The sequence below is a fragment of the Roseivivax jejudonensis genome (assembly GCF_900172265.1).
Lineage (GTDB): Bacteria > Pseudomonadota > Alphaproteobacteria > Rhodobacterales > Rhodobacteraceae > Roseivivax > Roseivivax jejudonensis.
Map to the genome: position 1 here is coordinate 1 of NZ_FWFK01000002.1, position 23,166 is coordinate 23,166.

General features: G+C 64.0%; 22 protein-coding genes and 3 pseudogenes. 19 read left to right on the top strand and 6 right to left on the bottom strand.

Going from position 1 to position 23,166, the window contains the following annotated elements; genetic code table 11:
- Positions 1–124: transposase (locus ROJ8625_RS05070; RefSeq protein WP_143535044.1), on the bottom strand; the 124-nt coding region annotated here is incomplete at its 3' end.
- A gap of 67 nt (positions 125–191) precedes the next feature.
- On the opposite strand from ROJ8625_RS05070, the pseudogene ROJ8625_RS05075 reads away from it, so the two are divergent.
- The 3 genes and pseudogenes from ROJ8625_RS05075 to ROJ8625_RS05085 form a co-directional block, all read left to right on the top strand.
- Positions 192–519: pseudogene (locus ROJ8625_RS05075) on the top strand (transposase); the annotation flags it as partial.
- Between the two features lie 249 nt (positions 520–768).
- Complete coding sequence (locus tag ROJ8625_RS05080; protein WP_159456726.1) at positions 769–1,605, top strand: alpha/beta fold hydrolase; 837 nt, start codon at positions 769–771, stop codon at positions 1,603–1,605.
- 98 nt (positions 1,606–1,703) lie between these two features.
- Positions 1,704–2,750 carry an MBL fold metallo-hydrolase gene (locus tag ROJ8625_RS05085; protein WP_085790806.1) on the top strand — a complete coding sequence of 349 codons (1,047 nt, stop codon included), beginning with the start codon at positions 1,704–1,706 and terminating at the stop codon, positions 2,748–2,750.
- A gap of 37 nt (positions 2,751–2,787) precedes the next feature.
- Here the strand turns inward: ROJ8625_RS05085 and ROJ8625_RS05090 are convergent, their stop codons facing one another.
- Complete coding sequence (locus ROJ8625_RS05090; RefSeq protein ID WP_085790807.1) at positions 2,788–3,810, bottom strand: AraC family transcriptional regulator; 1,023 nt, start codon at positions 3,808–3,810, stop codon at positions 2,788–2,790.
- Between the two features lie 194 nt (positions 3,811–4,004).
- On the opposite strand from ROJ8625_RS05090, the gene ROJ8625_RS05095 reads away from it, so the two are divergent.
- Both ROJ8625_RS05095 and ROJ8625_RS21145 read left to right on the top strand, forming a co-directional pair.
- The gene (locus ROJ8625_RS05095; RefSeq protein ID WP_085790808.1) at positions 4,005–4,556 is read left to right on the top strand and encodes a hypothetical protein; all 552 of its coding nucleotides are present in this window, start codon (positions 4,005–4,007) and stop codon (positions 4,554–4,556) included.
- Between the two features lie 605 nt (positions 4,557–5,161).
- Positions 5,162–5,314 (top strand): hypothetical protein, encoded by a 153-nt coding sequence (locus tag ROJ8625_RS21145; protein ID WP_200813288.1) that lies wholly within the window; start codon positions 5,162–5,164, stop codon positions 5,312–5,314.
- A gap of 1,101 nt (positions 5,315–6,415) precedes the next feature.
- On the opposite strand, the gene ROJ8625_RS05105 is transcribed toward ROJ8625_RS21145, so the two are convergent.
- Positions 6,416–7,393, bottom strand: coding sequence for a helix-turn-helix domain-containing protein (locus ROJ8625_RS05105; protein WP_234984173.1), 978 nt, complete (start codon positions 7,391–7,393; stop codon positions 6,416–6,418).
- Between the two features lie 212 nt (positions 7,394–7,605).
- Between ROJ8625_RS05105 and ROJ8625_RS05110 the strand changes: the two genes are divergently transcribed.
- The 7 genes and pseudogenes from ROJ8625_RS05110 to ROJ8625_RS05140 form a co-directional block, all read left to right on the top strand.
- Positions 7,606–8,064, top strand: a complete 459-nt coding sequence (locus ROJ8625_RS05110; protein ID WP_085790810.1) for a (2Fe-2S)-binding protein — start codon at positions 7,606–7,608, stop codon at positions 8,062–8,064.
- Between the two features lie 3 nt (positions 8,065–8,067).
- A complete protein-coding gene (locus ROJ8625_RS05115) occupies positions 8,068–10,311 on the top strand; it encodes a xanthine dehydrogenase family protein molybdopterin-binding subunit (protein ID WP_085790811.1) in 2,244 nt (747 codons plus the stop codon).
- Positions 10,308–10,946, top strand: coding sequence for a hypothetical protein (locus ROJ8625_RS05120; protein WP_085790812.1), 639 nt, complete (start codon positions 10,308–10,310; stop codon positions 10,944–10,946). Before ROJ8625_RS05115 ends, ROJ8625_RS05120 begins: the two co-directional genes overlap by 4 nt.
- A gap of 97 nt (positions 10,947–11,043) precedes the next feature.
- The gene (locus tag ROJ8625_RS05125) at positions 11,044–11,328 is read left to right on the top strand and encodes a hypothetical protein (protein ID WP_085790813.1); all 285 of its coding nucleotides are present in this window, start codon (positions 11,044–11,046) and stop codon (positions 11,326–11,328) included.
- Positions 11,325–11,864 (top strand): hypothetical protein, encoded by a 540-nt coding sequence (locus ROJ8625_RS05130; RefSeq protein ID WP_085790814.1) that lies wholly within the window; start codon positions 11,325–11,327, stop codon positions 11,862–11,864. The genes ROJ8625_RS05125 and ROJ8625_RS05130 overlap by 4 nt, the downstream gene beginning before the upstream one ends.
- Positions 11,865–11,983: 119 nt before the next feature.
- A complete protein-coding gene (locus tag ROJ8625_RS05135) occupies positions 11,984–13,378 on the top strand; it encodes an MATE family efflux transporter (RefSeq protein WP_085790815.1) in 1,395 nt (464 codons plus the stop codon).
- A 108-nt stretch (positions 13,379–13,486) separates the two neighbouring features.
- Positions 13,487–13,984, top strand: a pseudogene (locus ROJ8625_RS05140) (IS5 family transposase); the annotation flags it as partial.
- 219 nt (positions 13,985–14,203) lie between these two features.
- Here ROJ8625_RS05140 and ROJ8625_RS05145 read toward each other — a convergent pair.
- Entirely contained in the window at positions 14,204–15,571 is a 1,368-nt protein-coding gene (locus tag ROJ8625_RS05145) for an aminotransferase-like domain-containing protein (RefSeq protein ID WP_085790816.1), read from the bottom strand.
- 255 nt (positions 15,572–15,826) lie between these two features.
- Here ROJ8625_RS05145 and ROJ8625_RS05150 point away from each other — a divergent pair, with 255 nt between their 5' ends.
- From ROJ8625_RS05150 to ROJ8625_RS05180, 7 genes are read left to right on the top strand one after another with little or no spacing between them, the layout of a single operon-like run.
- Positions 15,827–16,309, top strand: a complete 483-nt coding sequence (locus ROJ8625_RS05150) for an MSMEG_0572/Sll0783 family nitrogen starvation response protein (protein ID WP_085790817.1) — start codon at positions 15,827–15,829, stop codon at positions 16,307–16,309.
- A gap of 49 nt (positions 16,310–16,358) precedes the next feature.
- Complete coding sequence (locus ROJ8625_RS05155; RefSeq protein WP_085790818.1) at positions 16,359–17,324, top strand: Nit6803 family nitrilase; 966 nt, start codon at positions 16,359–16,361, stop codon at positions 17,322–17,324.
- Positions 17,325–17,328: 4 nt separating this feature from the next.
- The gene (locus ROJ8625_RS05160) at positions 17,329–18,447 is read left to right on the top strand and encodes an MSMEG_0568 family radical SAM protein (RefSeq protein ID WP_234984174.1); all 1,119 of its coding nucleotides are present in this window, start codon (positions 17,329–17,331) and stop codon (positions 18,445–18,447) included.
- The gene (locus tag ROJ8625_RS05165; protein WP_085790819.1) at positions 18,444–18,989 is read left to right on the top strand and encodes an MSMEG_0567/Sll0786 family nitrogen starvation N-acetyltransferase; all 546 of its coding nucleotides are present in this window, start codon (positions 18,444–18,446) and stop codon (positions 18,987–18,989) included. The genes ROJ8625_RS05160 and ROJ8625_RS05165 overlap by 4 nt, the downstream gene beginning before the upstream one ends.
- Positions 18,986–19,963 carry a sll0787 family AIR synthase-like protein gene (locus ROJ8625_RS05170; RefSeq protein WP_234984175.1) on the top strand — a complete coding sequence of 326 codons (978 nt, stop codon included), beginning with the start codon at positions 18,986–18,988 and terminating at the stop codon, positions 19,961–19,963. Before ROJ8625_RS05165 ends, ROJ8625_RS05170 begins: the two co-directional genes overlap by 4 nt.
- The gene (locus ROJ8625_RS05175) at positions 19,956–20,234 is read left to right on the top strand and encodes an MSMEG_0570 family nitrogen starvation response protein (protein ID WP_085790821.1); all 279 of its coding nucleotides are present in this window, start codon (positions 19,956–19,958) and stop codon (positions 20,232–20,234) included. The genes ROJ8625_RS05170 and ROJ8625_RS05175 overlap by 8 nt, the downstream gene beginning before the upstream one ends.
- A complete protein-coding gene (locus ROJ8625_RS05180) occupies positions 20,216–21,505 on the top strand; it encodes an MSMEG_0569 family flavin-dependent oxidoreductase (RefSeq protein ID WP_085790822.1) in 1,290 nt (429 codons plus the stop codon). The genes ROJ8625_RS05175 and ROJ8625_RS05180 overlap by 19 nt, the downstream gene beginning before the upstream one ends.
- Positions 21,506–21,607: 102 nt before the next feature.
- Here the strand turns inward: ROJ8625_RS05180 and ROJ8625_RS05185 are convergent.
- A pseudogene (locus ROJ8625_RS05185) lies at positions 21,608–22,273 on the bottom strand (SDR family NAD(P)-dependent oxidoreductase); the annotation flags it as partial.
- Positions 22,274–22,874: 601 nt separating this feature from the next.
- Positions 22,875–23,045, bottom strand: a complete 171-nt coding sequence (locus ROJ8625_RS20945) for a hypothetical protein (protein WP_159456727.1) — start codon at positions 23,043–23,045, stop codon at positions 22,875–22,877.
- Between the last annotated feature and the right edge of the window lie 121 nt (positions 23,046–23,166).

Sequence of the window (23,166 nt, forward strand, 5' to 3'; positions counted from 1 at the left end):
GCCACTTGTAAAACGTCGGCTCGCTCACGCCGTGCTTCCGACAGAGCTCCGCCGCGCTCAGCCCGGCCTGGTGCTCCTTCAGGATGCCAATGATCTGTTCTTCGCTGAACCTGCTGCGCTTCATCGTTCATCTCCTCTGTCGAGGAACAGACTAACCTCAGAGTGGGGAGGTTTCAGGGGAGCAGGTCAGGCGTCCGATCCGTCTCTTCATCACCGCCGGCCAGGTGAGCGACTACATCGGCGCGCGAGCGTTGTGGGGGTCCCTGCCGGCGGTCGAGTGGCTGATCGCCGACCGGGGCTACGACACCGACTGGTTCCGGGAAGCCCTTCATTCCCGGTAGAACCTCCCGCGGCAAAGCCGTCCGTTATGACAAGCGCCGCTACAAACGGCGCAACCGCATCGAGATCATGTTCGGTCGTCTGAAGGACTGGTGTCGGGTGGCAACCCGCTACGACCGCTGCCCCAAGGTCTTCCTCTCCGCCATCGCGCTCGCTGCAGCCGTCATCTTCTGGCTATGAGGGTTAACGAGTCCTGACCCTAGGTTTTTAAAGCACCGCAAGACCGTTGAGACGAACTGCAAGAAATTGGAACGAACTGCATGTTGCCATCATGTTCAGGACTTCGCATCAAGGGATGAATGGGGACCGTCGAGCGGCCCGAGGGTCCACGAACGTCGCAATGATTCAAGAAACTTAAAATGGCGCCACAGGCGACCGAATGACGCTCTGCGAAGGATGCGTGGGAAACAACGGACAAAGACCAAACATATGAAGATGAATTTCGATTTCGCGGTCGTGGGTGGTCATCGCATCCGGTACGCCGCGGCTCGCAAGCCCGGTGCGTCCCAGATGTTGATGACGTCGCCCCAGCCCATGAGCGTTTTGACCTACAGGAATATGTGGGGTCGCTTGGCCGAGCGGTTCGATCTCGTCGCGGTGGACTTGCCCAACCATGGAGGATCCGATGCAGCTTCCGATGTGGTGACCGTCGATCAGCATGGGGCCTTCTTGGGAGCGATCCTGGATCACTTCGAGCTTTCCCACCCGCATTTCGTCGGACCCGATATCGGTACGCCAGCCATCCTTCGGTTCATGGCCGACAATCCCGGCCGGATCGCGTCGGTCGTCGGAGGCGACGCTGGGGTGATCTCACCCGTCGAAGGCGAGTTGATTTTCCGGTTGCTCGTAAACTCACGCTTGTTCGGCGTTCTGTTTCGCTCACTTGGCGGTCGCTTCTATGCCAAGGCTGCGAACGGGATCGGATTCCGCAAGGAACAGCCGCCGAAGGAGGTGCTCGAGGATTTCAGCGATGGATCCATTGGCCCGGGCAAATTGCGCGGCCAGATCGGTTTCCTCGCGAGTTACCCGAGCACCGTCCCGAGATTGATGCATGCCTACCCCTCGATCCAGACGCCCGTTTTCGTGCTCCACGGCGAATTTGATACGTTCGTGGCAATGAGCAATTCGAAGCGGCTGAGCGAGCTCCTCCCGAACAGTAAGTTCGCCGTCATTCCCGACGCAGCGCATTACTCCTGGGAGGACAATGTCGAGACCTACCTCCAACACATTCTGGATTGGACGGCCAAGGTGGAGGCAGAACGCTGACGGTTCACGCTTGGAGGGCGTTTAGTTGGGTTGCGGACCAACTTTTTCACAGGACGCTTCTCTCAGCATAAGCGGCATCAATTCAAGAAAGATCTGCCATGCTTTTTCGACAATTATTCGACAGTAGTTCAAGCACATACACTTACCTGATCGCGAGTCGCACGGGAGGCGAGGCGCTGTTGATCGATCCTGTGCTCGAACAAACCGGTCGATATCTCAAACTCCTCGAGGAACTCGACCTTCGGTTGGTCAAGGTGATCGACACCCACATCCACGCCGACCACGTCAGCGCCATGGGACGGCTGCGGGACGCTACCCGGTGCGTCACCGTCATGGGTGAGCAATCGCCGGCCGACTTCGTCTCGATGCGGGTCGGAGACAATGAGAAGATCGGTATCGAGGGTTTGTCCCTGACCGCCTTGCACACGCCGGGCCACACAAGCGAGAGCTACAGTTTTCTCATGAATGATCGCGTCTTCACGGGCGACACCTTGTTGATCCGCGGCACGGGCCGAACAGACTTTCAGAACGGTGACCCATACGATCAATACCACTCCCTTTTTGATCGGCTCCTGAAGTTGCCGGAACAGACCCTGGTTTTTCCGGCACATGATTACAAAGGCGATACAGTAACCACGATTGGGGAGGAGAAAGCGCATAACCCGCGGCTTCAGGTGGGCTCAGCCGAGGAATACGCGGAGCTCATGAATAGCCTCAACTTGCCAAACCCGAAAATGATGGACGTCGCCGTGCCGGAAAATCTCAGGCTCGGTTTGCGAATGGATGCTCAGGCACGGGTGCGGGCGCATCCAGCGGAGGATATCCTGATGAATTGGCCCGCGACAGAATTTCGGTTGGTCGATCTGAGGGAAGAGAGCGAGCGCCGTCGCGATGGCGTGATACCGGGGTCCCTCCATATGCCCTATGACAAATTCGCAGCCTTTTGCGGGGCCTCAGGCGAGCTTCGGCAAGTTGCTGAGAGGAAGCCTGTGGTTCTCTATTGTGCTGTTGGCGAACGGTCTACCCTCGCGGTCGAGATTGCCGTCGAGGCCGGAATTACCAACGTCGGACATATGCCGGGCGGTTTCCGCTATTGGAAAACGGTTGGTGGTCCAGTCGAGTTCTATGGACCCAGCATAAATTGAAGCCGCTCGGAACGTCCAAGCCAATTCAATCTGGGGCTCAATATCTCGGAACGTCCACTTTCTGCGCCGCCTTGCGCACCTCACCCGGCGTTCGACCCGTCCATGAACGAAATGCGCGGTGGAAGGCATTCGCGTCGCGGTAGGCCAGCATGTTGGCGATCTGTTTGACCGGGATATCGCTCATCGTCAGGTAGCGCATCGTCAGCGTCTCCCGCGTCTCGTTGAGGAGATTCTGGAAGGTTGCTCCCTCTGACGCCAGCTCGCGCAAAAGTCCGGTACGGCTCCGGCCCAGTCGCTCGCATACATAGGCGATGGAGGGGTCTCGGTCGCTGATCGCCTCCTTGAGGCAGGCCCGAACACGATCGACGAAAGGCACGGCGTGGTTCGCGAGCACCGCCTCCGCCTCGAGATCCGCCTCGAAGGCCCGCCAGAGGCTTTCGTTCTCGGAAATGAGTGGCAGCGCCGTGTCGAGTTCCCGGTAGATCAGTTCGGGGTCGCCTATCTCGACCGCCGTACCGAAAGCGGCGGCGAGGCTTTGTCTCTCCGGTTCGCCGACGGGTAGGCGCACGGAAACGGGCACGATGCGCCGCGCTGTCATGGCGCTCGCCTTCTCATTGATGACGATCAGGATCGTGGTCGCCATGCTGGCGGAAAGCTGCTTCCTCGTGTCGGGATGGGCCAGTCTGAGTTGAAGGCGTCCGGGCGTCTCCCGAACCGACATCAGAACGGGACCAAAGGCGTGCTTATAGCGCGCAAAGCGCTTGAGCCCCGTCGTGAGGTCGGGTGCGCAAGAAAGCGCGAAGAAGACAGGAGCCGCCGCACCCGCGGCAATCGCCGTTCCAAGAAACTCAAGCAGGTCGTCCCGATTGCTGGTGGCCAGCCCGGCATCCCATAGCGCGAAGAACTCATCTGCCGTGACGCGCACGCCGTGGCCTGTGGCGATGCGTGCGGGCAACCCGGCCCGCTGCACCAGATCGAGCGGCGTCACTCCAAACAATCGCGAGACGGCGCCGAACAGCACGGAAGTCGAATAGGTCGCGTGTCTTTCGTGGCTTTCCAAGCGCTTTCACCGTGTCCACAGGGCATTGGCCGTCACTCTGTCCGGCGCCCACCCTTCACGCAAGACGCCCGGGACGAAATGCAAGCCGCCGGTCCGATATGCAAGTTGCTACATCGCGGTTCTGCGCTCACCCTCGACGACAGCGTGCCCTTCGCGTGACGCAGTAATTCCATGACACCTCAGGACAACAGGCCATGACCGCCGAAGACCGCCGCAAACTCCACATACTCACGATATTCTCCGCAGCGGCCTTTGCCGGAGGAAATCTCTTCATCGGCCTGTCGATGGGCGCCTATTGGCTGAGCCTCGGCCCAGAAGATTACATCGCTGCCTTCTTCACGCAATGGCTGCGCTTCCTGCTAACGATCATGCCGCTGCTCCTGATGACGCTCTATGGCCTGATCCGGTCCGCGGCTCTCGACAAAGACGATCCCGCGCGTTGGCGGCTCTGGCGGAGGGCACTGGCCTTCTGGATCGCGACCTGCCTCATCACGCTCGTCTTCCACATGCCGCTGAACCTGCGGCTCGGGGCCGCGACCTTCACGGCGGAGGAAGCTGCGGGCTCAGCCCTCTACGGCGTCTTGAGCATCTTCGGCACGGTCACGACGGAGAATGCGGGCTTCACACGCGCGATCTGGCTCTTGGGTCACATTCCGCGCGTCCTGCTGGCCATCGCGCTGTCCATTGTCGCGATGCAGGCCGTTTTTCAGTGGCATGAGATCGAAAGCAAAACTTCTCTCTCCTGACAGGAATGGGAACAATTTTGCCGAAACTGCTCGCATCCCTGAGGGCAGCAGCCATCCCTGCCGTTTTCCAGTTCGTCGGACTTGCCAGAACTGCCCTGGCGCAAGCCTCGAAACTGCCGGATGAACCGATCCGTGTGCCGGTCGAAGAGATACCGCTCGCGCCGTTTCCGTCCCGAGCATCCAGGGCTAAGCGATCTGCGGCGGCCCCGGCACCGGCCTGTCGTCTCACGCGACGCCGCTCTGCGACCCAGAGACCTAACAAATCCTGCCGCACACCCACATCAGTGGATACTGGACGTTCGTGATCATGGGTCGGATGCAGCATTGGCAGTTGTCAGAGCCGGACCGCGACCCGATCCGGGCCTCAGGGTCAAGCTGGTATCGGCCGTCAGACGTGCCACATGCAGACCGCTGCGTCGGACCGGAGGCGTATCTCGCCCTCATCATTCTCACAGCGCGATCCGATTTCATCTCTGTTCAGGGACGTCTGCTGAAGCCGATGGGAAGGTCCGCTGTATGATTCTGAATGTGAAACGGACGATCACGCTCCTGAAGGGCCCCACGATCCTCCGTGCTCTGACCATCCTGTCCTGCCCGATCTGCAGATGTTCGGCGGCCCCGCGCCCGATGGCTGGTTCGGCCTATGGCTCAGCGACACGATCATCGGTTCTGCAGCGGCGGTGATGCTCTACCTGTTCTGGACCCGGCGTCGTGTGGCGGTCTGGGGCGCGATCAAATTTTATCGTGTATTCTTATAGATCCAGGGGAAAGAGCTTTTAATCATGTAGAAAGCATAGACTTGCAAAAGCAACACCGGCTGTCACGATGGACCGCCGGTGCTATAAACCCAACTCTTTAAAAGACGATGTTGTCTCCATCGTCGTGACGCAACTGCGCAACCTTAAAACGCGGAAACAAGTTATCGTCGTTAGGCGGGATAACGATCACTCGGGTAGCCATCCCAAGTTCCTCGATGAAAACAGGGTATACAGTTGGCACGTCAATTTGGCTAACCCTTTCAGCCGATCTTTCACACACAATTTGTTCAAAAGCAGCTACTGAACCGGCACGCGCTTGACCTTCGATCTCCAGTTCATCTGATACCCCGACAAGCTATCCCCTGCAATTGACGAGATTCGATGTAGCGAGTGCCAGCACTGCAAGCACCGAGAAAATCCCAGCGAACGCGGCCAGATTATAGTGATTCATTTATGTTATCCTATTGGTTCGTTGGCTGATATCTCAACGCTAAAGGAGGATTGCTGACGTTGCGAGATGTAATTTCGTTCAATTCTATTCATTTCAGGTCAGGCTTTGCGGGGCTTCAGTTCGGATCCGCTTGATTGGCATTTGGCGTATTGCAATCCCGCCCCGCTTCTCGTATTCTTATTTACTATATAATTAAATTAAGGTGGATGTATTGCGGAAATTTACTTATTGAAAAAATGCCGCCCTATTCATTAAGTGCCTCTCGGCGGTAACTAAGAACCCGCTATGGAGATAATTTAAGACACAGCGCCCACTCAAGGAACAAATAGAGCTTTCATTCATCGGCGCCTCAAGTTTGGAATATGGTATTTCTTATTGCGAAATGGTCGCACTATGCAAAAGCTTAAAGCGGTCCGCAATCACATAGCAACGGGCCCACTTCTGTTTTTCAGACAGCCTCGATTTATTAAATGGTTGGATCATGAATGCCCCGCCCGACGCAGAAATCCTCGTCGCGTGTAAGCGGAACTGGCTCCTGACACGGTGTCAGTGCATGGTAGGATAGAATTGTAATGAGCGCGACACCAACCGTCGGGCGGAAAAAAATTTTCGAGATGATCCTCGTAGTGACGGATTTCTTCGGTTACTCTCTAAGTGAAATTCCGGTCATTCGCCTCCCGGAATTCAGTTGGCGAAAAGCCCGTCCACGTGCGGAAGCTTCTCGAAAAGCTGTTGGCGTCACGGTAGGCTAGGATGCTTGCAATCTCGTCGACGCGCAGGGTGGACTTGGTGAGATATCGGATCGCCATGTCGCGCCGCGTGGCGTCGAGGAGCACCTGATACGACGTCCCTTCCTCGTGCAATCGCCGCTGGAGCGTGCTGCGGCTGATCCCCAGGGCCAGGGCCACATCTTCGGCTCCTTTGCGGCCCGAGGGCATCAGATCGATCAAGGCTCCCCGGACCCGATCGGCGACGGGCCAACGATTGTTCTGTGCCGCCAGCTGAAGGCTGAGGTCGGCCTCGATATCGGCCCAGAGGGCAGGGTTCTCGGAGACGAACCGGCGCTTGGCATCCTCGGGCGCAAAGGCCACGTATGCGGCCTGCGACCGCTCTGGCATGACTCCGAGATGACCGGCGATCATATGCCGATCCTCTTCCGACCCGTCGAAACCGGCTGCGACAGCGCAGACCGGATGGGCGGTCGCGCCGCGAATGTTCTCCACCACGGTGACCAGGTGGAGGGCACCGAGGTTCGGCGGCATCGGCACGCGGGCGTCAACGCTGTCGAATTCCAGTCGCAACAGCCCGCCATCCCAGAACACGCGCATCAGCGTCGGGCCGAGCAGCGACTTGAATTGCGCCAAGCGCAACAGCCCCGTTTCCGTGTCGGGCGCGCAGGACAACGTGAAAAAAACCGGGATCACAGGTCCGCGCGAGATCGCAACACCGAGGTGTGGCACATAGTCAGGGCGCGGCGACAACACCTCCATCGTGTTCCAGCAGTCAAAATACTGCTTCGCCGTCCCGCGCAGCTCGCTTCGTCCGTAGGGAAGCGCGCCAAGGCCGGAGGTCTCGAGCATCACCTGTGGGTCCACGCCAAGGATCCGGCACACCACGTCGGTCGCCATGAAAAGGGGATAGGTCTGTGAGTTATCCATGTGCGCGAGCTTTCAAATGCCTCGCCTCGATGCCACGGGCGGGCGGGCAGGACTACCCCTGAATGGCGCCTGACCCGATCTGCATGTGCCTGACCTAATATGCATGTCGCCGTCCTGCGCTGTTGGGCTTAGCATGAGGAATGAAACGCTAAATTTCATCCACTAGCCGACTGGAGAAAGCTATGGACCTTACGATAAACGGCTCCAGTCACACGGTTGACCTGCCAGATGACATGCCTTTGCTCTGGGCGCTGCGGGACGGTCTGAATATCACCAGCGTCAAATATGGCTGCGGCATTGCACAATGCGGGGCCTGCACTGTCCATATTGATGGTTTGGCGGTGCGGTCCTGTCAGGTGGCCTTGGCCGATGTCTGGGGTGAGATAACGACGATCGAAGGGCTGGGCACGCCAGACGTGCTGCATGCAGTGCAAGAGGCCTGGATCCAACACCAGGTGCCGCAATGCGGATACTGCCAATCGGGGCAGATCATGCAGGCCGCCGATCTCCTGGCGCGCAACCCTGAACCGACCGACGAAGATATCGACGCCGCAATGTCGGGCAACCTGTGCCGCTGCGGCACCTATCCGCGCATCCGCGCCGCCGTCCACGCTGCGGCCAGCGTGATGCGAGAGGCCTGAGCCATGGGTCGCGCCAGCACCATTGCCCGCCGTACTTTCCTGATCGGATCGGCCACGATTCTCGGCGGGGTCGCCTTCGGGGCTTACTTCGTCAGCCGCCCGACCTCCAACCCCTTGCTGAAGGGTCTGCCCGAAGGCCAGGCTGCCCTGACGCCCTTCGTCAAGATCACGCCGGACGGGATCACCCTGATCGTGCCGCGCGCCGATGTGGGCCAGGGCATCGCCTCGACCCAGGCCATGCTGATCGCCGAGGAACTGGATATCGACCCAAGCACTACGACGCTCGACCCCGGACAGCCACATCAGGCTTATTTCAACGCCGCCGTCGCCGCAGATAGCCTTCCTTTTCCGGCCTGGAACCATGGTTTCGTCGCAAGCACGGTGCGCGACCTGATGGGACAGGTCGCGCGGCTGACCAGTTCGCAGTTCACCGGCGGATCGACGTCTGTCGCCGACCTGCACGAAACCCTTCGCCTTGCCGGCGCGACCGCCCGCGAGACTCTCAAGGCCGCCGCTGCGGCGCGCACGGGCGTGCCGAGGTCGCACCTGCGGACGGAGGACGGGCAAGTCGTGCTGCCTGACGGCACGCGCATTCCCTATACCGAGCTTTCGGCCGAGGCGGCGGCCATGGATACCGTACTGGATGTGACGCTACGCCCCGCCTCCGAATGGACGCGTTTGGGCAAGCCCTACCAACGGCTCGACATCGTCGCAAAATCGACCGGGACGCAAGGCTACGGCATCGACGTGGTCCTGCCCGGCATGCTCCACGCCACCGTGCGCGCCAATCCGGGACGTGGCGGAACAATGGCGGGTTATGACGCCGAGACGGCCCTTTCCATGCAAGGGGTGCGGTCGGTCGTCGAGGTAAACGAAGGGCTGGCGGTTATCGCCGAAAACACCTGGTTCGCGTTTCAGGCGGCGCAGGCGCTCGACGTCGAGTGGCTGCCCCCCGCCTATCCCGCCAGCTCCGCCGCAATGTGGCAGGTGCTGGCGGATGCCCGCACCGACGAGTTCCGCAACAGCCGCCTGCGCGACGACGGCGATATCAAGGCGGCGTTGGACGGCGCCACAGTGATCGAGGCGGAATACCGATCGCCTTTCCTCGCCCACGCCGCGCTCGAGCCGCTCAGCGCCACGGTACTGGTCGAGGCGGATAGGGTGCAGATCTGGACCGCGACGCAGATTCCCGCCGTGGTGCGCGACGCGGCGGTCGCGCTGACCGGCCTGGTTCCTTCACAAGTCACCGTCCATGTCCTGCCCGCGGGTGGCAGCTTCGGCCGCAGGCTCGACCACGATTACGTGGTGCAGGCGATCCAGATCGCCGCCACCATGCCCGGCACGCCGATCAAGACCACCTGGAGCCGGGAAGAGGACATGACCCATGACTACCCCCGGCCGCTGCACATGGCCGTTGGCCGGGGCGCCGTGTCGGATGGCCGCGTGCTGGCCTACGACCTCGACAGCGTCAGCCCATCGCTGATCTCGTCTTGGTTCGGGCGCATCGCAAGCATTCCGCCGGGGCCTGACACGGCGCTGGTCTGGGGTGCCTACGACCAACCGTATGCCATCCCCAACTATCGGGTGACGGGCTATGCTGCACCGCCGCTGGTGCCCGTTGGATCGTGGCGGTCGCCCGGTGCCTGCTCCAACAGCTTCTTCCACGAAAGTTTCCTGTCCGAATTGATCCATGCCGCCGGGTCCGACCCGCTGGAGGAACGACTGCGTCTGATAGCCGACGCCAACTCGCGCCTCGTGCTTGAAGCGGTCGGCGAGATGTCGAACTGGGCGGGCGTGGACATCGGGCCGGGGCGCGGGAGGGGCATCGCTTTCGCCCATACCCATGGCGTTCCGGTGGCCGAGGTCATCGACGTGACCGTGACCGAAAGGGGCATCCGCATAGACGAGGTCTGGATCGCCGCCGACTGCGGCACCGTCCTCGACCCCGTCAACGCCGAGGCACAATTGACTGGGGCCGCTATTTTCGGCCTTGGCCACGCGATGAATTGCGAGCTGACTTACGAGAACCATGCCGTGCAGCAGACCAACTTCCATGCCTTCGAGGGGATGCGCCTGCACCAGACGCCGCTGTTTCATACAAGGCTTCTGGAGCGCGCCGAACAGGTGCGCGGACTGGGCGAACCGGCCACCGCACCTGCGGCCCCGGCGCTTGCCGACGCGATCTTCGCCGCAACCGGCCAACGCCTGCGCGAGATGCCCTTCAACAAATCGGTGGACTTCGCATGAGACCGACTTTGCGCTTTCCCCTGATCGTCGCGACCAGTCTCGCGCTCGGAACCCTTGCCTTTGCCGAGTATGAACACAGCCTCGACCTGTCCGCGCTGCCGGAGGTCGGGACCGTCCCGACCAAGGACGGGCTGGCTGCCTGGGACAATATCCACACGGTGTTGTCGCACCCCCGCTGCCTCAACTGCCATGTGGGGGCGGACAACGTTCCCCTCTGGGGCACGGCAGAGACTCCGGACCGCATCCACGGCATGGCGATCAACGCCGGTGAAAGCCGGATCGGGGCCGAGACGCTGTCGTGCAACGCGTGCCACCAGACCTCGACCCGGCCTAATACCACGCACCATGCCGCGCCGCATACCGGCATGGACTGGCGACTGGCGCCGGTCGAATTCCAATGGACCGACCGCAGCAGCGCCGAGATCTGCGCCCAGATGCGCGATCCGGCGCGTAATGGCGGACGCGACGCGGCCGGGCTGATCGACCACATCCTGCACGATGCCGAGTTGATCGGTTTCATCACATGGAGCTTCGAGCCCGGCGCGGGCCGCGACCCGGCCCCCGGCAACTTGCAGGCGCATCTGGAGGATATGGCGATCTGGACAGCCGCCGGGATGCCGTGCCCGGAGCAGTAATGGCCACATCCGCGCTATCCCGGACGGCGCGCAACAACTTGAGCGCGCACGATAATGCAGGATCATCCTGTCAAAGCCTATATGAAAGGCCCCATCCATGAGCACGACCGAACACCCCCGAGGCGCGATGGCGCAGCTCGGCGAGGAGGCCACCTTAGCCAGCTTGCGGCAGTCGTTCGGCTTTTTCGAGAACTTCGAATGCGCTAGGGAATTTGTCGGTGACAAGAGCCATGCGCAGGAGTTTCGGTATCGCGTCGGCGATGCGGCCTTCAACGGCATGGACAGCATCCGCCTGGATGCCGCGGGCAAGGTGAGTGACCTTGTCGTCTTGGTTCGACCCGTGTCGGACATAATGAAGCGCGGCGAAGAGGCCGCCCGATGATCCTCGGGCACGCGGCAACGACACTGGTTGCGAAACGCGCGGCCCCAGCCATGCCTTGGTGGCTTCTTTTCGTCAGCGCATTCCTTATCGACATCGCGATGTTCACCTTCGTGGCGCTTGGCATCGAAACCATGGAACCGACCGGTGCGGATGGGCCAACACTCGCCACCAACGTGACCCAGATGACGTTCAGCCACGATCTTGTTCCCCAGATCGGCTGGACGTTGCTGGCCGGTGCGATCGCTTTCGCGGTGACGAGGCAGCGCATGTTCGCGCTGATCGCTATGGCATTGTCACTCGGCCACTGGCTGGGCGACCTCTTTGCCGGCTACGGACACCATGTGTTCGGACCGAATAGCCATCCGATCGGAACCGACTGGTATCATTTGAATCTGCCGGCGGCGTTGGCATTCGAGGCCGCGCTTGGTGTCCTCTGCGTGTTTGTCTTTATACGCGGGCGATCCTTCTCGCCCGGCGCACGGCTGGGGCTCTACGGCCTGTTCGGTGTTTTTCCCTTCACTTTCCTCGTCATCTGACCTCAACTCCTGGATAGTTCAGCGCGTTTCGGCAAACGACCCCATGCGCCGGAACCGGAGGTTCAGCCCTTCGTCGCAAGCGCGGGGCGGATCGATCAGAAACCAACCCCTGAGGCCCGATGGCCGAAGCGCGCGCCGTTTTTCTCGAGGGCAACCTATTTCGCCACATCACGGTGATGGCGCTGACCTCTTCCGTCGGTTTGATGGCGGTCTTTGCGGTCGACTTCATCGACATGGTGTTCATCGCGATGCTGGGAAACGCGGAACTGGCCGCGGCGGTGGGCTATGCGGGTGCGATCCTGTTCTTCACCACCTCCTTTGGCATCGGCATGGCCATCGCGGCGGGCGCGCTGGTGGCCCGCGCAATGGGACAGGGCGACGCGGAGTTGGCACGCGCGCAGGCCGCCGCGGCGCTGGTCTGGGGAGTCGTCTTCGGCACGGTTTTCGCGGCAGCGGTCTGGCTGAATCTTGCCTCGCTGGCGTCCCTCATGGGCGCCTCGGGAGAGACGCTCGACCTTGCCGTTCACTACCTCCAGATCATCGTGCCCAGCCTGCCGTTCCTGATCGTCGGCATGGTGGGCGGCGCGATCCTGCGCGCGCATGGCGATGCGCGCCGCGCGATGATGGCAACGATCTGGGGCGCGCTGGTCAACGCGGTGCTCGACCCGATCCTGATCTTTGGCCTGGGGCTCGACCTGACGGGCGCGGCTCTGGCCAGCGTTGCGGCGCGGCTGGTGATCGCGGGAACCGCGCTGATCCCGATCTTTCGCCACCACGGCGGGCTGGTGCGACCCGGCATCCGCGAGATGTCGGTCGCATTCGTGCCCATCGTGACCATCGCCGGCCCGGCGATCCTGACCCAACTTGCCACGCCGTTGGGACAGGCCATCGTGACGCGAGCCATGGCCAGCTTCGGCGAGGCGGCGGTGGCGGGCATGGCCATCGTGGGCCGGATGACGCCGCTGGCCTTTGGCGTAATCTTCGCGCTGTCGGGCGCCATCGGGCCGGTGATCGGCCAGAACTTCGGAGCCGGTCGGATGGATCGGGTGCGGCAGGCCTGGCGCGACGGGCTGCTGTTTTGCGGGCTCTTCACGGTGGCGATGACCGCGATCCTCTTTGCCCTGCGCGGACCCATCATCGCGCTGTTCGGGGCCGAGGCGGTGACGCGCGACCTTCTGGTGCTGTTCTGCGGCCCGCTGGCGCTGGCGTTCTTCTTCAACGGGGTGATCTTCGTCGCCAACGCCGCGTTCAACAACATGGGCCATCCCTTCCGCTCCACCTGGATCAACTGGGGGCGGCACACGCTGGGGACGGCGCCCCTCGTGCTGGCGGGCGGCGCAATGTTCGGCGCCGAGGGGGTGCTGATCGGGCAGGCAATGGGCGGCGTCATTTTTGCGGGACTCGCTGCGGTGATGGTCCAGCGAATGATGGATGGACAGGCGGGGCCACGGGTAGCGGAAGAACCCTTCGACCGGCAGGCGCGGCTGATGAGCCTGACGCATCGTCGCAGGTGATCAGCCAATGCGGTCGCTGCTTCACTGCGGACAGACCCCATGTGACCGTCCGAGATGGGTATGCCCGCGAAAAGAACCCAGCAAGTGCTGCAACGCAGGTCCTGGTAATGGCGCAAGATCCACCTCGGGATCGATGAGCAAACGCTGGAGGTTCGGGCCGTCGAGATCACGGGGAGCCACATTGGCGACGCGCCCATGCTGCCAGAGCTGCTCGCCCAGATCCCGGCCCATGAAGAGATAGGGTCCGTGACGGCCGACGGTGCTTACGACACCCGCAAGTGCCAGGAGGTGATTGCGGAGCGGGGCGCTCACGCCGTCATACCGCCACGCCGGAACGCCAAGCCCTGGAAGCCCTCAAGCGCTGGCGCCGTCACCCGCAACGAGGCGCTGCGGGCCTCAAAATATCTTGGTCGAGCGCTCTGGAGACGATGGAGCGGATACCACCGCCGGAGCCGCGTCGAGACAAAGATGCATTGTGTGAAGCTGCTGGGTCAGGGCCTGATGGCTCGAGACTTCGACCGTCAGGTCGCGGAACTGCATGTCCGCATCGCTGTGCTCAATGGCTTCACTGCGCTCGGCATCCCGATGACAGAGGCCGTAGGATAAATCCGTCCGGGGAAAGCGGCATTCCGTCCACCGCCGGCTTTGCGCAACAGAGCCCTCTACGCCCTCTACGCGTCGCGCCGGAACCTGCCCGCCGCCACCCGTGCCTTCATCGATTTCGCCGCCGAGAAGATCGGGGAAAATGAGATGTTTCGGACGGGAAAAGGCCGATCCCGGACGGCGCGTGTGCCGGTTCCGGGGGGCTGCGAGTGTCGCACCCGGTCAGGTCCCGGGCGGCGTTGACGTGATATAGGCCAGCAGTCCCAGGGCGTCATGCAGTTCGCTGCGCGAGATCTGTCCCCCGAGACAGACGCGCAGGCTTTCCGAGGGCTCGCCCGTCACGGTGAAGGCATCTGCCGGCATGATGCCCACGCCGGTGCCCGCCATGCGGCCGATCACGTCCGCACGGCTCAGGCCCTCGGGCAGTTCCATCCAGACGTTGAAGGCGTGGGGTTCGGACTCGTAGGTGGCGCCGGTCAGCACCTTGGCCGCGATCGCCTGTCGCGCCAGCGTTTCCTCGCGCACGAAGCGGCGGATGCGGTCGGCCGTACCGTCGGTGATCCAGCGGGTGGCGAGCGCCATCATTAGCGGCGAGGGCATCACCGAGATGGTCTTGAGCTGGTGGGCGAGGTCGCGCGCGGCGTGGCTGCTGGGCGCGACGGTGTAGGCGAGCCTTAGGCCCGCCCCGATGCACTTGGCGAGCCCGCCGATATGCCAGACGAGGTCGGGGGCGAAGGCCGCCAGCGGCGCGGGCGGATGCGGAGGGATGAAGCCGTAGGCGTCGTCCTCGATCAGCGGCAGATGATGGGCGGTGATGATCTCGGCGATGCGTTCGCGCCGCGCGGGCGTGATGGTCCGCGTCGTCGGGTTCTGCAGAGTCGGGTTGAGGTAGAGCGCCTTGGGGGCGTGGCGGTGGATGGCCTCCGACAGGGCGCCCGGACAGATCCCCTCGCGGTCGCCGGGCAGGCCGATCACGCGCAGGCCCAGCCGCCCGGCGATGGCGCGTAAGCCAGGATAGGTCACGTCCTCGCAGAGCAGGCAGTCGCCGGGCGCGGCGAGGCTCATGAGGATGGCCAGCATGGTGGGATGCGCCCCGGGCGTGACGGCGATCCGGTCGAGCGACGGCACGAGGCCGCGCAGCGACAGCCAGGTCGACGCGGCCTCCTTGTCGATCTGCCCGCCCGTCACCGACTGGTAGCGCAAGAGGTCGATCAGGTTCGACGACACCGCCTGCAGCCCGTCCTGCATCCGGGCCAGCAGGTTGGGGTCCTGCGGTTCCGGCGGCAGGTTCATGGTCAGGTCTACATCGGCGCGGCGCCGGGTCTCGCGCGCGTCGTCATGCGTCCGGTCGCGGGCGACGAAGGTGCCGCGGCCGACATGGCTCGTGACCAGCCCGCGCCGCTGTGCCTCGGCATAGCCTCGCGAGACGGTGGTGAAGTCTATGCCCAGCCGGTCGGCGAGACGGCGCTGCGGCGGCAGTCGGTCGCCGAGGCCCAAAACGCCGTCGGCGATGCCCTCCGCGATCGCGTCGGCCAGTTGAAGATAGCGGGCGGGGCCGTCGCGGCGCAGGGAGGGAGTCCAGGGATGCATGGCGACAGGATACCGGCGATTCCCGGAGATTGAAGCGGTTTGTATGGATTTTTGCGGCCGGATCCTAGTGCAGACTTTTGCGCTGCGAAGTTCTGTGCCGTTTCGAGTCGAAATTCGGTTGAAAATCGGGCAGGCAGTAAATCTATCCCAAATAATTGTATGTATAATTGATTTGAATATTGATTGCAGTCTTTTCCGCTTCCACCGTCGGAGAACATCATGACACGGAAGTTGTCCAACACCCGGAGGAAGCGCATGCCCGCAGTCACCATGGAAAAGCACAAGGACGGAGATTTCTTCGTCGATTACGAGGACAAGGTCTTCGAGGACGTGAAGGCCGAAGAGGGCCAGAAGGCTCTCGTGACCTTCCATACCGTGGCCTTCGAGGGCTCCATCGGGCTCGTGAACATCCTCAACGCCATCCGCCTCAACCGCAAGGGGTTCGAGACCTCGATCCTGCTTTACGGCCCCGGCGTGACCCTGGGCATCCAGCGCGGGTTCCCGACGCTGGGCGACGCGGCCTTTCCGGGCCATCAGAACTTCGCCGACAACCTCAAGAAATTCATGTCCGAGGGCGGCAAGGTCTATGCCTGCCGGTTCGCGCTGCAAGCGCTTTACGGCCACGGCGAGCCGTCGCTCCTGGAGGGCATCATCCCCATCGCGCCGCAGGACGTGCTGGATCTGAAGCTGATCCATGTCCGCGACAACGCCGTGATCGTCGACACCTGGACGGTCTGATCGCCCTTGCCGGGGCCGTCCTTGGTCCCGGCACCAAACCGGAGGTCCCATGTCGCGCATCGTCAAAGCCGCCGCCGTGCAGATCGCTCCCGATCTGACCAGCCGCGAGGCGACCCTTGCCCGGGTTCTCGACGCCATCGACGAGGCCGCTGGCAACGGCGCGGACCTGATCGTCTTTCCGGAAACCTTCGTTCCCTACTACCCCTACTTCTCGTTCGTTCTGCCGCCCGTCCAGCAGGGCAGGCCGCATCTCGCGCTCTACGAAGAGGCCGTGACGGTCCCCTCGGACGAGACCCGCCGCGTGGCCGAACGCGCCGCGCATCACGGCGTCGTCGTGGTGCTGGGGGTGAACGAACGCGACCACGGCTCGCTCTACAACGCGCAACTGATCTTCGATGCCTGCGGCACGCTGCGGCTGAAACGGCGCAAGATCACGCCGACCTATCACGAGCGCATGGTCTGGGGGCAGGGCGACGGCGCCGGGTTGCAGGTGGTCGACACCCGCGTCGGGCGCCTGGGCGCTCTGGCCTGCTGGGAGCATTACAACCCGCTCGCCCGCTACGCGCTGATGACCCAGCACGAGGAGATCCACGCGGCGCAGTTCCCCGGCAGTCTGGTCGGGCCGATCTTCGCCGAGCAGATCGAGGTGACGATGCGCCACCACGCGCTGGAATCGGGCTGCTTCGTAGTCAATGCGACCGGCTGGCTGACCGGGGAGCAGATCGCGAGCGTGACCCCCGACGAGGCCCTGCAGAACGGCCTGCGGGGTGGCTGCATGACCTGCATCATCACCCCCGAGGGCCGCCACGCCGCGCCGCCGCTGACTGAGGGCGAGGGCATCCTCTACGCCGATCTCGACATGGGCCTCGTGACCAAGCGCAAGCGGATGATGGATTCGGTCGGCCACTACTCCCGGCCCGAGCTTCTCTCGTTGCGCCACGACCCGACACCTGCCGCCAATCGGCGCGTCACCGCGCCCGAGACCCCGTTCCAATCGATCCCGCTGGAGGACTGATCCCGTGCCAGAGACAGGCAGCATCATCACCGACCTGCAGACCCGCGGCATGCGCATGATCGACCCGCGCGCCGGCGCCGACAGCCGCCGCGGCGGCGCGGGGCCGACCGACCACAAGGCGGTGACCATCGACGGGATGACCTTCATGATCCCGGTCCACACCCATGCCGCCTTCGACAGCCCCTACCTCGTGGACGCGCCCGACGAATCGGGCCGTGCGCGCGTGACCAAGGACGGCGCGTTCGTCGCCGATGTGAGCTTTCCGAAGCGCGCCAGTTTCCTCGATCTCGCCACCGCCGACGGCGTCCCCTACGGCCACATCGCGCAACTGCACGCAAAGGACGTGCTCGCCACGACCGTGCTGCAGACCTGCATCCGCTACGAGAGCCGCAAGAAGACCTGCAAGTTCTGCGCCATCGGCCAGAGCCTCGCCGCCGGGCGCACCATCGCCCACAAGTCGCCCGCGCAGCTGGCCGAGGTCGCCGCGGCCGCCGTGCGTCTGGACGGCGTCAAGCACATGGTGATGACCACCGGCACGCCTGCGGGTAAGGATCGCGGGGCCAAGGTGCTGGCCGAGAGCGCCGAGGCCATCCGCGCCGCCGTCGACCTGCCGTTGCAGGGCCAGTGCGAGCCGCCCGAGGATGACGCGTGGCACCGCCGCATGAAGGATGCCGGGATCGACAGCCTCGGCATGCATCTCGAGGTCGTGACGCCCGGGCTGCGGGCCGAGATCATGCCCGGCAAGGCGCAGGTGCCGCTGGAGAAGTACTTCGACAGCTTCGCCGCCGCGGTCGAGGTCTTCGGCTGGGGCCAGGTCTCGACCTACATCCTTGCGGGGCTGGGCGACACGGCGGAGGCCATCCTCGAAATTTCAGAAAAGCTGACGGCGATGGGCGTCTACCCCTTCGTCGTGCCCTTCGTGCCGGTCTCGGGCACGCCGCTGGAAAGCCACCCCGCGCCAACGCCGGCCTTCATGCATTCCGTACTGCCGTCGCTCGCGCGGATGATCCGCGAGAACGGCATGAGCGCGGGCGACATCAAGGCCGGATGCGGGCGCTGCGGCGCGTGCTCGGCGCTCTCGGCCTTCGAGAAGTTCGCGCCGAGGGAAAGGGCCATCGCATGATCATCGAGAAGCCCCAAGCCTTCGTCACGCCGGAATTCCTGATCCGCCAGGCGACGCAAGCCTGGGAAATCGGCGGCGCGGCCTCGCTGCGGCACCGCACCTTCGTGACCGAGCAGGGCATCTTTCCCGATCACGACCGCGACGCGGTGGACAAGGTGGCGCTGCCGCTGGTGGCGATCTCGACCATGGCCTCCGAGGCCGACGAGGTGGTGGGCACCGTGCGCATCCACGAAACCGACCCGAACGTCTGGTGGGGCTCGCGCCTTGCCGTCGCGCAGGGCTACCGCCGCGTGGGGCGGCTCGGGGCCGAGCTGATCAGGCTGGCGGTGGGCACGGCGCATGCGCGGGGGGCGAAGCTGTTCCTGGCCTATGTCCAGGCGCAGAACGTGGCGCTCTTCGAAAAGCTGCATTGGCAGTCGCTGGGGGCGCAGGACCTGCACGGTCATCCGCACATGAAGATGCGCGCCGACCTCGCCGCCTACCCGCCGATCGTCGATCCGGCGCGGGGATGGATGGCGCTGACCCGGAAGCGCGCGGCATGACCGATCTCGCGGCCCTGGCCGCGACGTTGGCCGCGCATCCCAACGTGACCGGGAAGCGCGACATCGACGCGGTCTGCGGCGCGCTGGGACTGGGGCAGTACAGTCCCGGCCGCCCGGGCGACGACGCCGCCGCCCTGCGCGACGGCGACGGCTGGCAGCTGATGGCGACCGAGGGGTTCATGAACGACTTCGTGGCCGAGGCGCCTTGGTTCGCGGGATGGTGCGCGGTCATGGTCAACGTCTCGGACATCGCCGCGATGGGCGGGCGGGCGACGGCGCTGACCAACGCGCTCTGGGCGCCGGATGCCGCCACCGCCGCCGAGATCCTGCGCGGCATGGCGGAGGCCAGCGCGGCCTACGGCGTCCCCATCGTCGGCGGCCATTCGAACCTGCGCACCGACCGGCCGCAACTGGCGGCGTCGATCTGGGGGCGGGCAAAATCGCTGATCACCAGCTTCGACGCGGCGCCGGGCGACGTCCTGATCGCGGCGACGGATCTGCGCGGATGCTATCCGGGCGCCGCCGACACCTTCCCGGCCTTCCTAGATGCCCCCCACGACCGGCTCCGCGGCGATCTTGCGCTCTTGCCGGAGCTGGCCGAGGCCGGGCTTGTCCGAGCCGGCAAGGATATCAGCCAGGGCGGCATCGCGGGCACGGCGGTGATGCTGGCCGAATGCTCGGGCGTGGGGATCGAGATCGACACCGACGCCATCGTCCTCCCGCCGGGCACGGAGCTGGCGCGGTGGCTGGTCACCTTTCCGAGCTTCGGCTTCCTTCTGGCGACCAGACCAGAGGACGCGGCTGAGATCTGCGCGCGCTTCGCCGCCCGCGACATCGCCGCCGCCGCCATTGGCCGGATCGTCGACGGTAGCGCCGTGACGCTTCTCGCGGGGAGCGCGCGGGCCACGCTCTGGGATCACGCGGCCGCGCCCTATCTCGGTCTTGCCGCGGCACAGGAGCCTGCCCATGCCTGAAGTCGATTTCCGCATCCGCTGGCCCGACGGGTCGGAGGAGACCTGTTATTCCCCCTCGACCGCGATTCGGACCTATCTGAGCGCCGGCACGAGCTATCCGCTGCGCGACTTCATGGATCGCAGCCTCGCCGGGCTCGACCTGGCCGCGCAGCGGGTCGAGGCGAAATACGGCTTCCGCTGCACATCCGCCGACGCGCAGGCCGCGCGCCTGACCGCCCGCGCGGCGGAGTTTTCCCCGGAGGAGACGATCAAATGCCTGTCCATGACCTGAAGGCGCCCGAGGCGGCGCGCACCCACCGGCCGGTCGTCGTCATCGGCGCGGGGCAGGCCGGGATGTCCGCGTCGTGGTACCTGTGCCGCGCCGGGGTCGACCACGTGGTGCTTGAGCGCAACGAGCGGTTCCATGCGTGGAAGAACCAGCGCTGGGACAGCTTCTGCCTCGTCACCCCGAACTGGCAGTGCCGCCTGCCGGGGCATCCCTACCGGGGCGACGATCCCCATGGCTTCATGCTGAAGGACGAGATCGTCGACTATGTCGAGGCCTTCGCCGACAGCTTCGACGCGCCGCTCCGCGAGGACGTCACGGTCACGCGCGTGGCGCGCCGCGACGATGGGGTCTACGAGGTCGATACCGATGCGGGGCTCTGGTCGGCCGATCATGTGATCGTCGCCTCGGGCGGCTATGACCGGCCCGTGACGCCGCCCTATGCCGCCGATCTCGACCCGTCCATCGCGCAGCTCCACACCCGCGACTACGCCCGGCCCGAGGATGTGCCCCCGGGCCGCTGTCTTGTGGTGGGCACGGGCCAGTCCGGCGTGCAGCTGATGGAGGATTTGCGCATCGCGGGCCGCGACGTGGCCTTGGCGGTGGGGCCCGCGCCGCGCAGCCCGCGCCTCTACCGGGGCCGGGACGCCACCGACTGGCTGTTCGAAATGGGCTATTACGACCGCACCATCGCGGAGCAGCCCGACCCGAAGGCGACGGAGGCCAAGACCAACCACTACATGTCGGGGCGCGACGGGGGACACGAGATCGACCTGCGCGCCTTCGCCCGCGACGGGCTACAGCTCTACGGCTCGGTCACGGGCATGGAGGGCACGACGATCCGCTTCGCCCCGGATCTCGAGCGCAATCTCGACGATGCAGACAAGAGCTACCTTGGCATTCGCGACATGATCGACGCCTACATCGCCCAACAGGGGATCGACGCGCCGGCGGCCGAGCCGTTCGAGACGGTCTGGCGTCCGGAGCGCGAAATCACCGAGATCGACGCGCGCGCCGAGGGGATCACCTCGATCCTGTGGTGCATCGGGTTCCGGCCGAACTACGACTGGCTGCGGGTGGGGTGCCTCGACGACACCGGCCGCCCCGTCCATCGCCGCGGGGTCTGCGACGTCGCGGGGATGTATTTCCTGGGCCTCGGCTGGCTGCACACCTGGGGCTCCGGCCGGTTCCTGGGCGTCGGCGAGGACGCGGAGCATGTCACCGATCACATCATCCGGCGCCTCGCCGAACCGGAAAAGCGCCGCCTGAAGGCATGAAGCGATCTGTGCGGGCCTTGGATTGCTGCAAGAGCTTGTTCTATCAGGTCCAAAAGTTCCGGCTGGTTCCCTCAGTGGCCGCACCGCCGCCGTCGATCGTTCTCAACCGGCGGTCGCGCCGCCATCGACCGGCACCAGCGCCCCTGTCATGTAGGCAGCCCCCTCCGACGCGAGAAACGCCGTCACGCGCGCGATGTCGACTGGCGTGGCGACGCGACCCAATGGGACCGATGCGCCGAATACCGCGAGTGCCTCGGCGCGCGCCGTGCCGCTCAGACCGGCGGTCAACATCTGCGTGTCCGTGTCTCCGGGACAGACCGCGTTCACGCGGATCCCGTCGGCGGCGCGATCGAGGGCCATGCATCTCGTCAGCTGTGCGACCGCGGCCTTCGAGACCGCGTAAGCCACCGCGCCGCGCGCCCCGGTCAGCGCCCAGTCTGACGCGATGTTGACGATGCAGCCGCGGTGCGCCCTGAGCGCCGGTATGGCCGCGCGCGACAGCCGGAACACTGCTCCGAGATTGACATCCATGATGTGGTCCCAGTCGGCATCCGACGTGTCCTCGGCGGTGCCCTGTATCAGGACGCCCGCATTGTTGATCACGACATCCAGCCGGCCGAAAATCTCGATTGCGGCCTCCACCGCCTTGCTTGAGGCGGCCGGGTCCCGCAGGTCCGTCGCGAGAAAATGGGCGGCGGCGCCTGTGGCACGAAGCTCCTCCGCCACCTTTTCCCCCTCGGCCGTCCTGCGCCCGAGCAAAAGAAGCGCGAATCCGTGGTGGCCTGCTCGAGAAGGCTATCCACAAATATGAGCGCTGGATGGCCGGTAAAGGCGATGCTGGATCTGGCAGGTAGGAAAGGATCGCGGGCACAAAAGGAGGAAGTTGCCTGCCATCCTTTTAACTCGCCAGACTTGAGCTCGATGTCCTCGATCTAGCGAGATATTCCGTGGCGCAAGCGGGTGGCGGAAGGCGCAGCCGCCATGAGAAAGCTGTATACGCTCCAAAGACGTAATAATGCCGCCCGCGCGCGTCATGGCCTTCAGACCGCGCTGAACGTCCGCACGAATTCGCTGGCGGGGTTCGTGCGAATGTCCGCAGGCGGACTGTTGTCATTCCCACTCTTTGTCTACGCGAAACCGGAGCCCAGCGCTCAGATTGACCTAGGAGCGCTGGTGCCTATCAGGCGGAATCCGTGGACTGGCTGAGTAACCTCGACAAGTAGGCATGAAGTTCGGCGGCAGCTGCTTCCGCATCTTCTCGGGCAAGATCACGCATCTCGATCAGCTTCGGCCCCTTCGCGGGGACGGCCCACTTGTGCGGGTATTTGTTGTAGATCTCGTCGACGGCGCCACGGATCTCCTCGGCGTGCTAGTCGAGAGCCTTGGTCTGCTCCACGCCAAGGCTGATGTAATCGAACCGGACGTCGGCCTGCGTCCGCCTATAAAGACAGAGAACGTAAGGTTCGCCGCTGGCTTCGCACTCCGCGTAGTATCGATTGATGCTGTCGGTATCGGTTTGCGCTGCCGAAAGGTGGGGCAAGGTTCTCTCCTGTCAGGTGGTTTGTCGCACTTCGTTCGGTCAGGTCATCGCGTCGTCGTCTAAGCAGGCGAGGACTGAACGTCCGTCGCCGAAGCTGACCCTCCCGGCCATCATTCTTTGA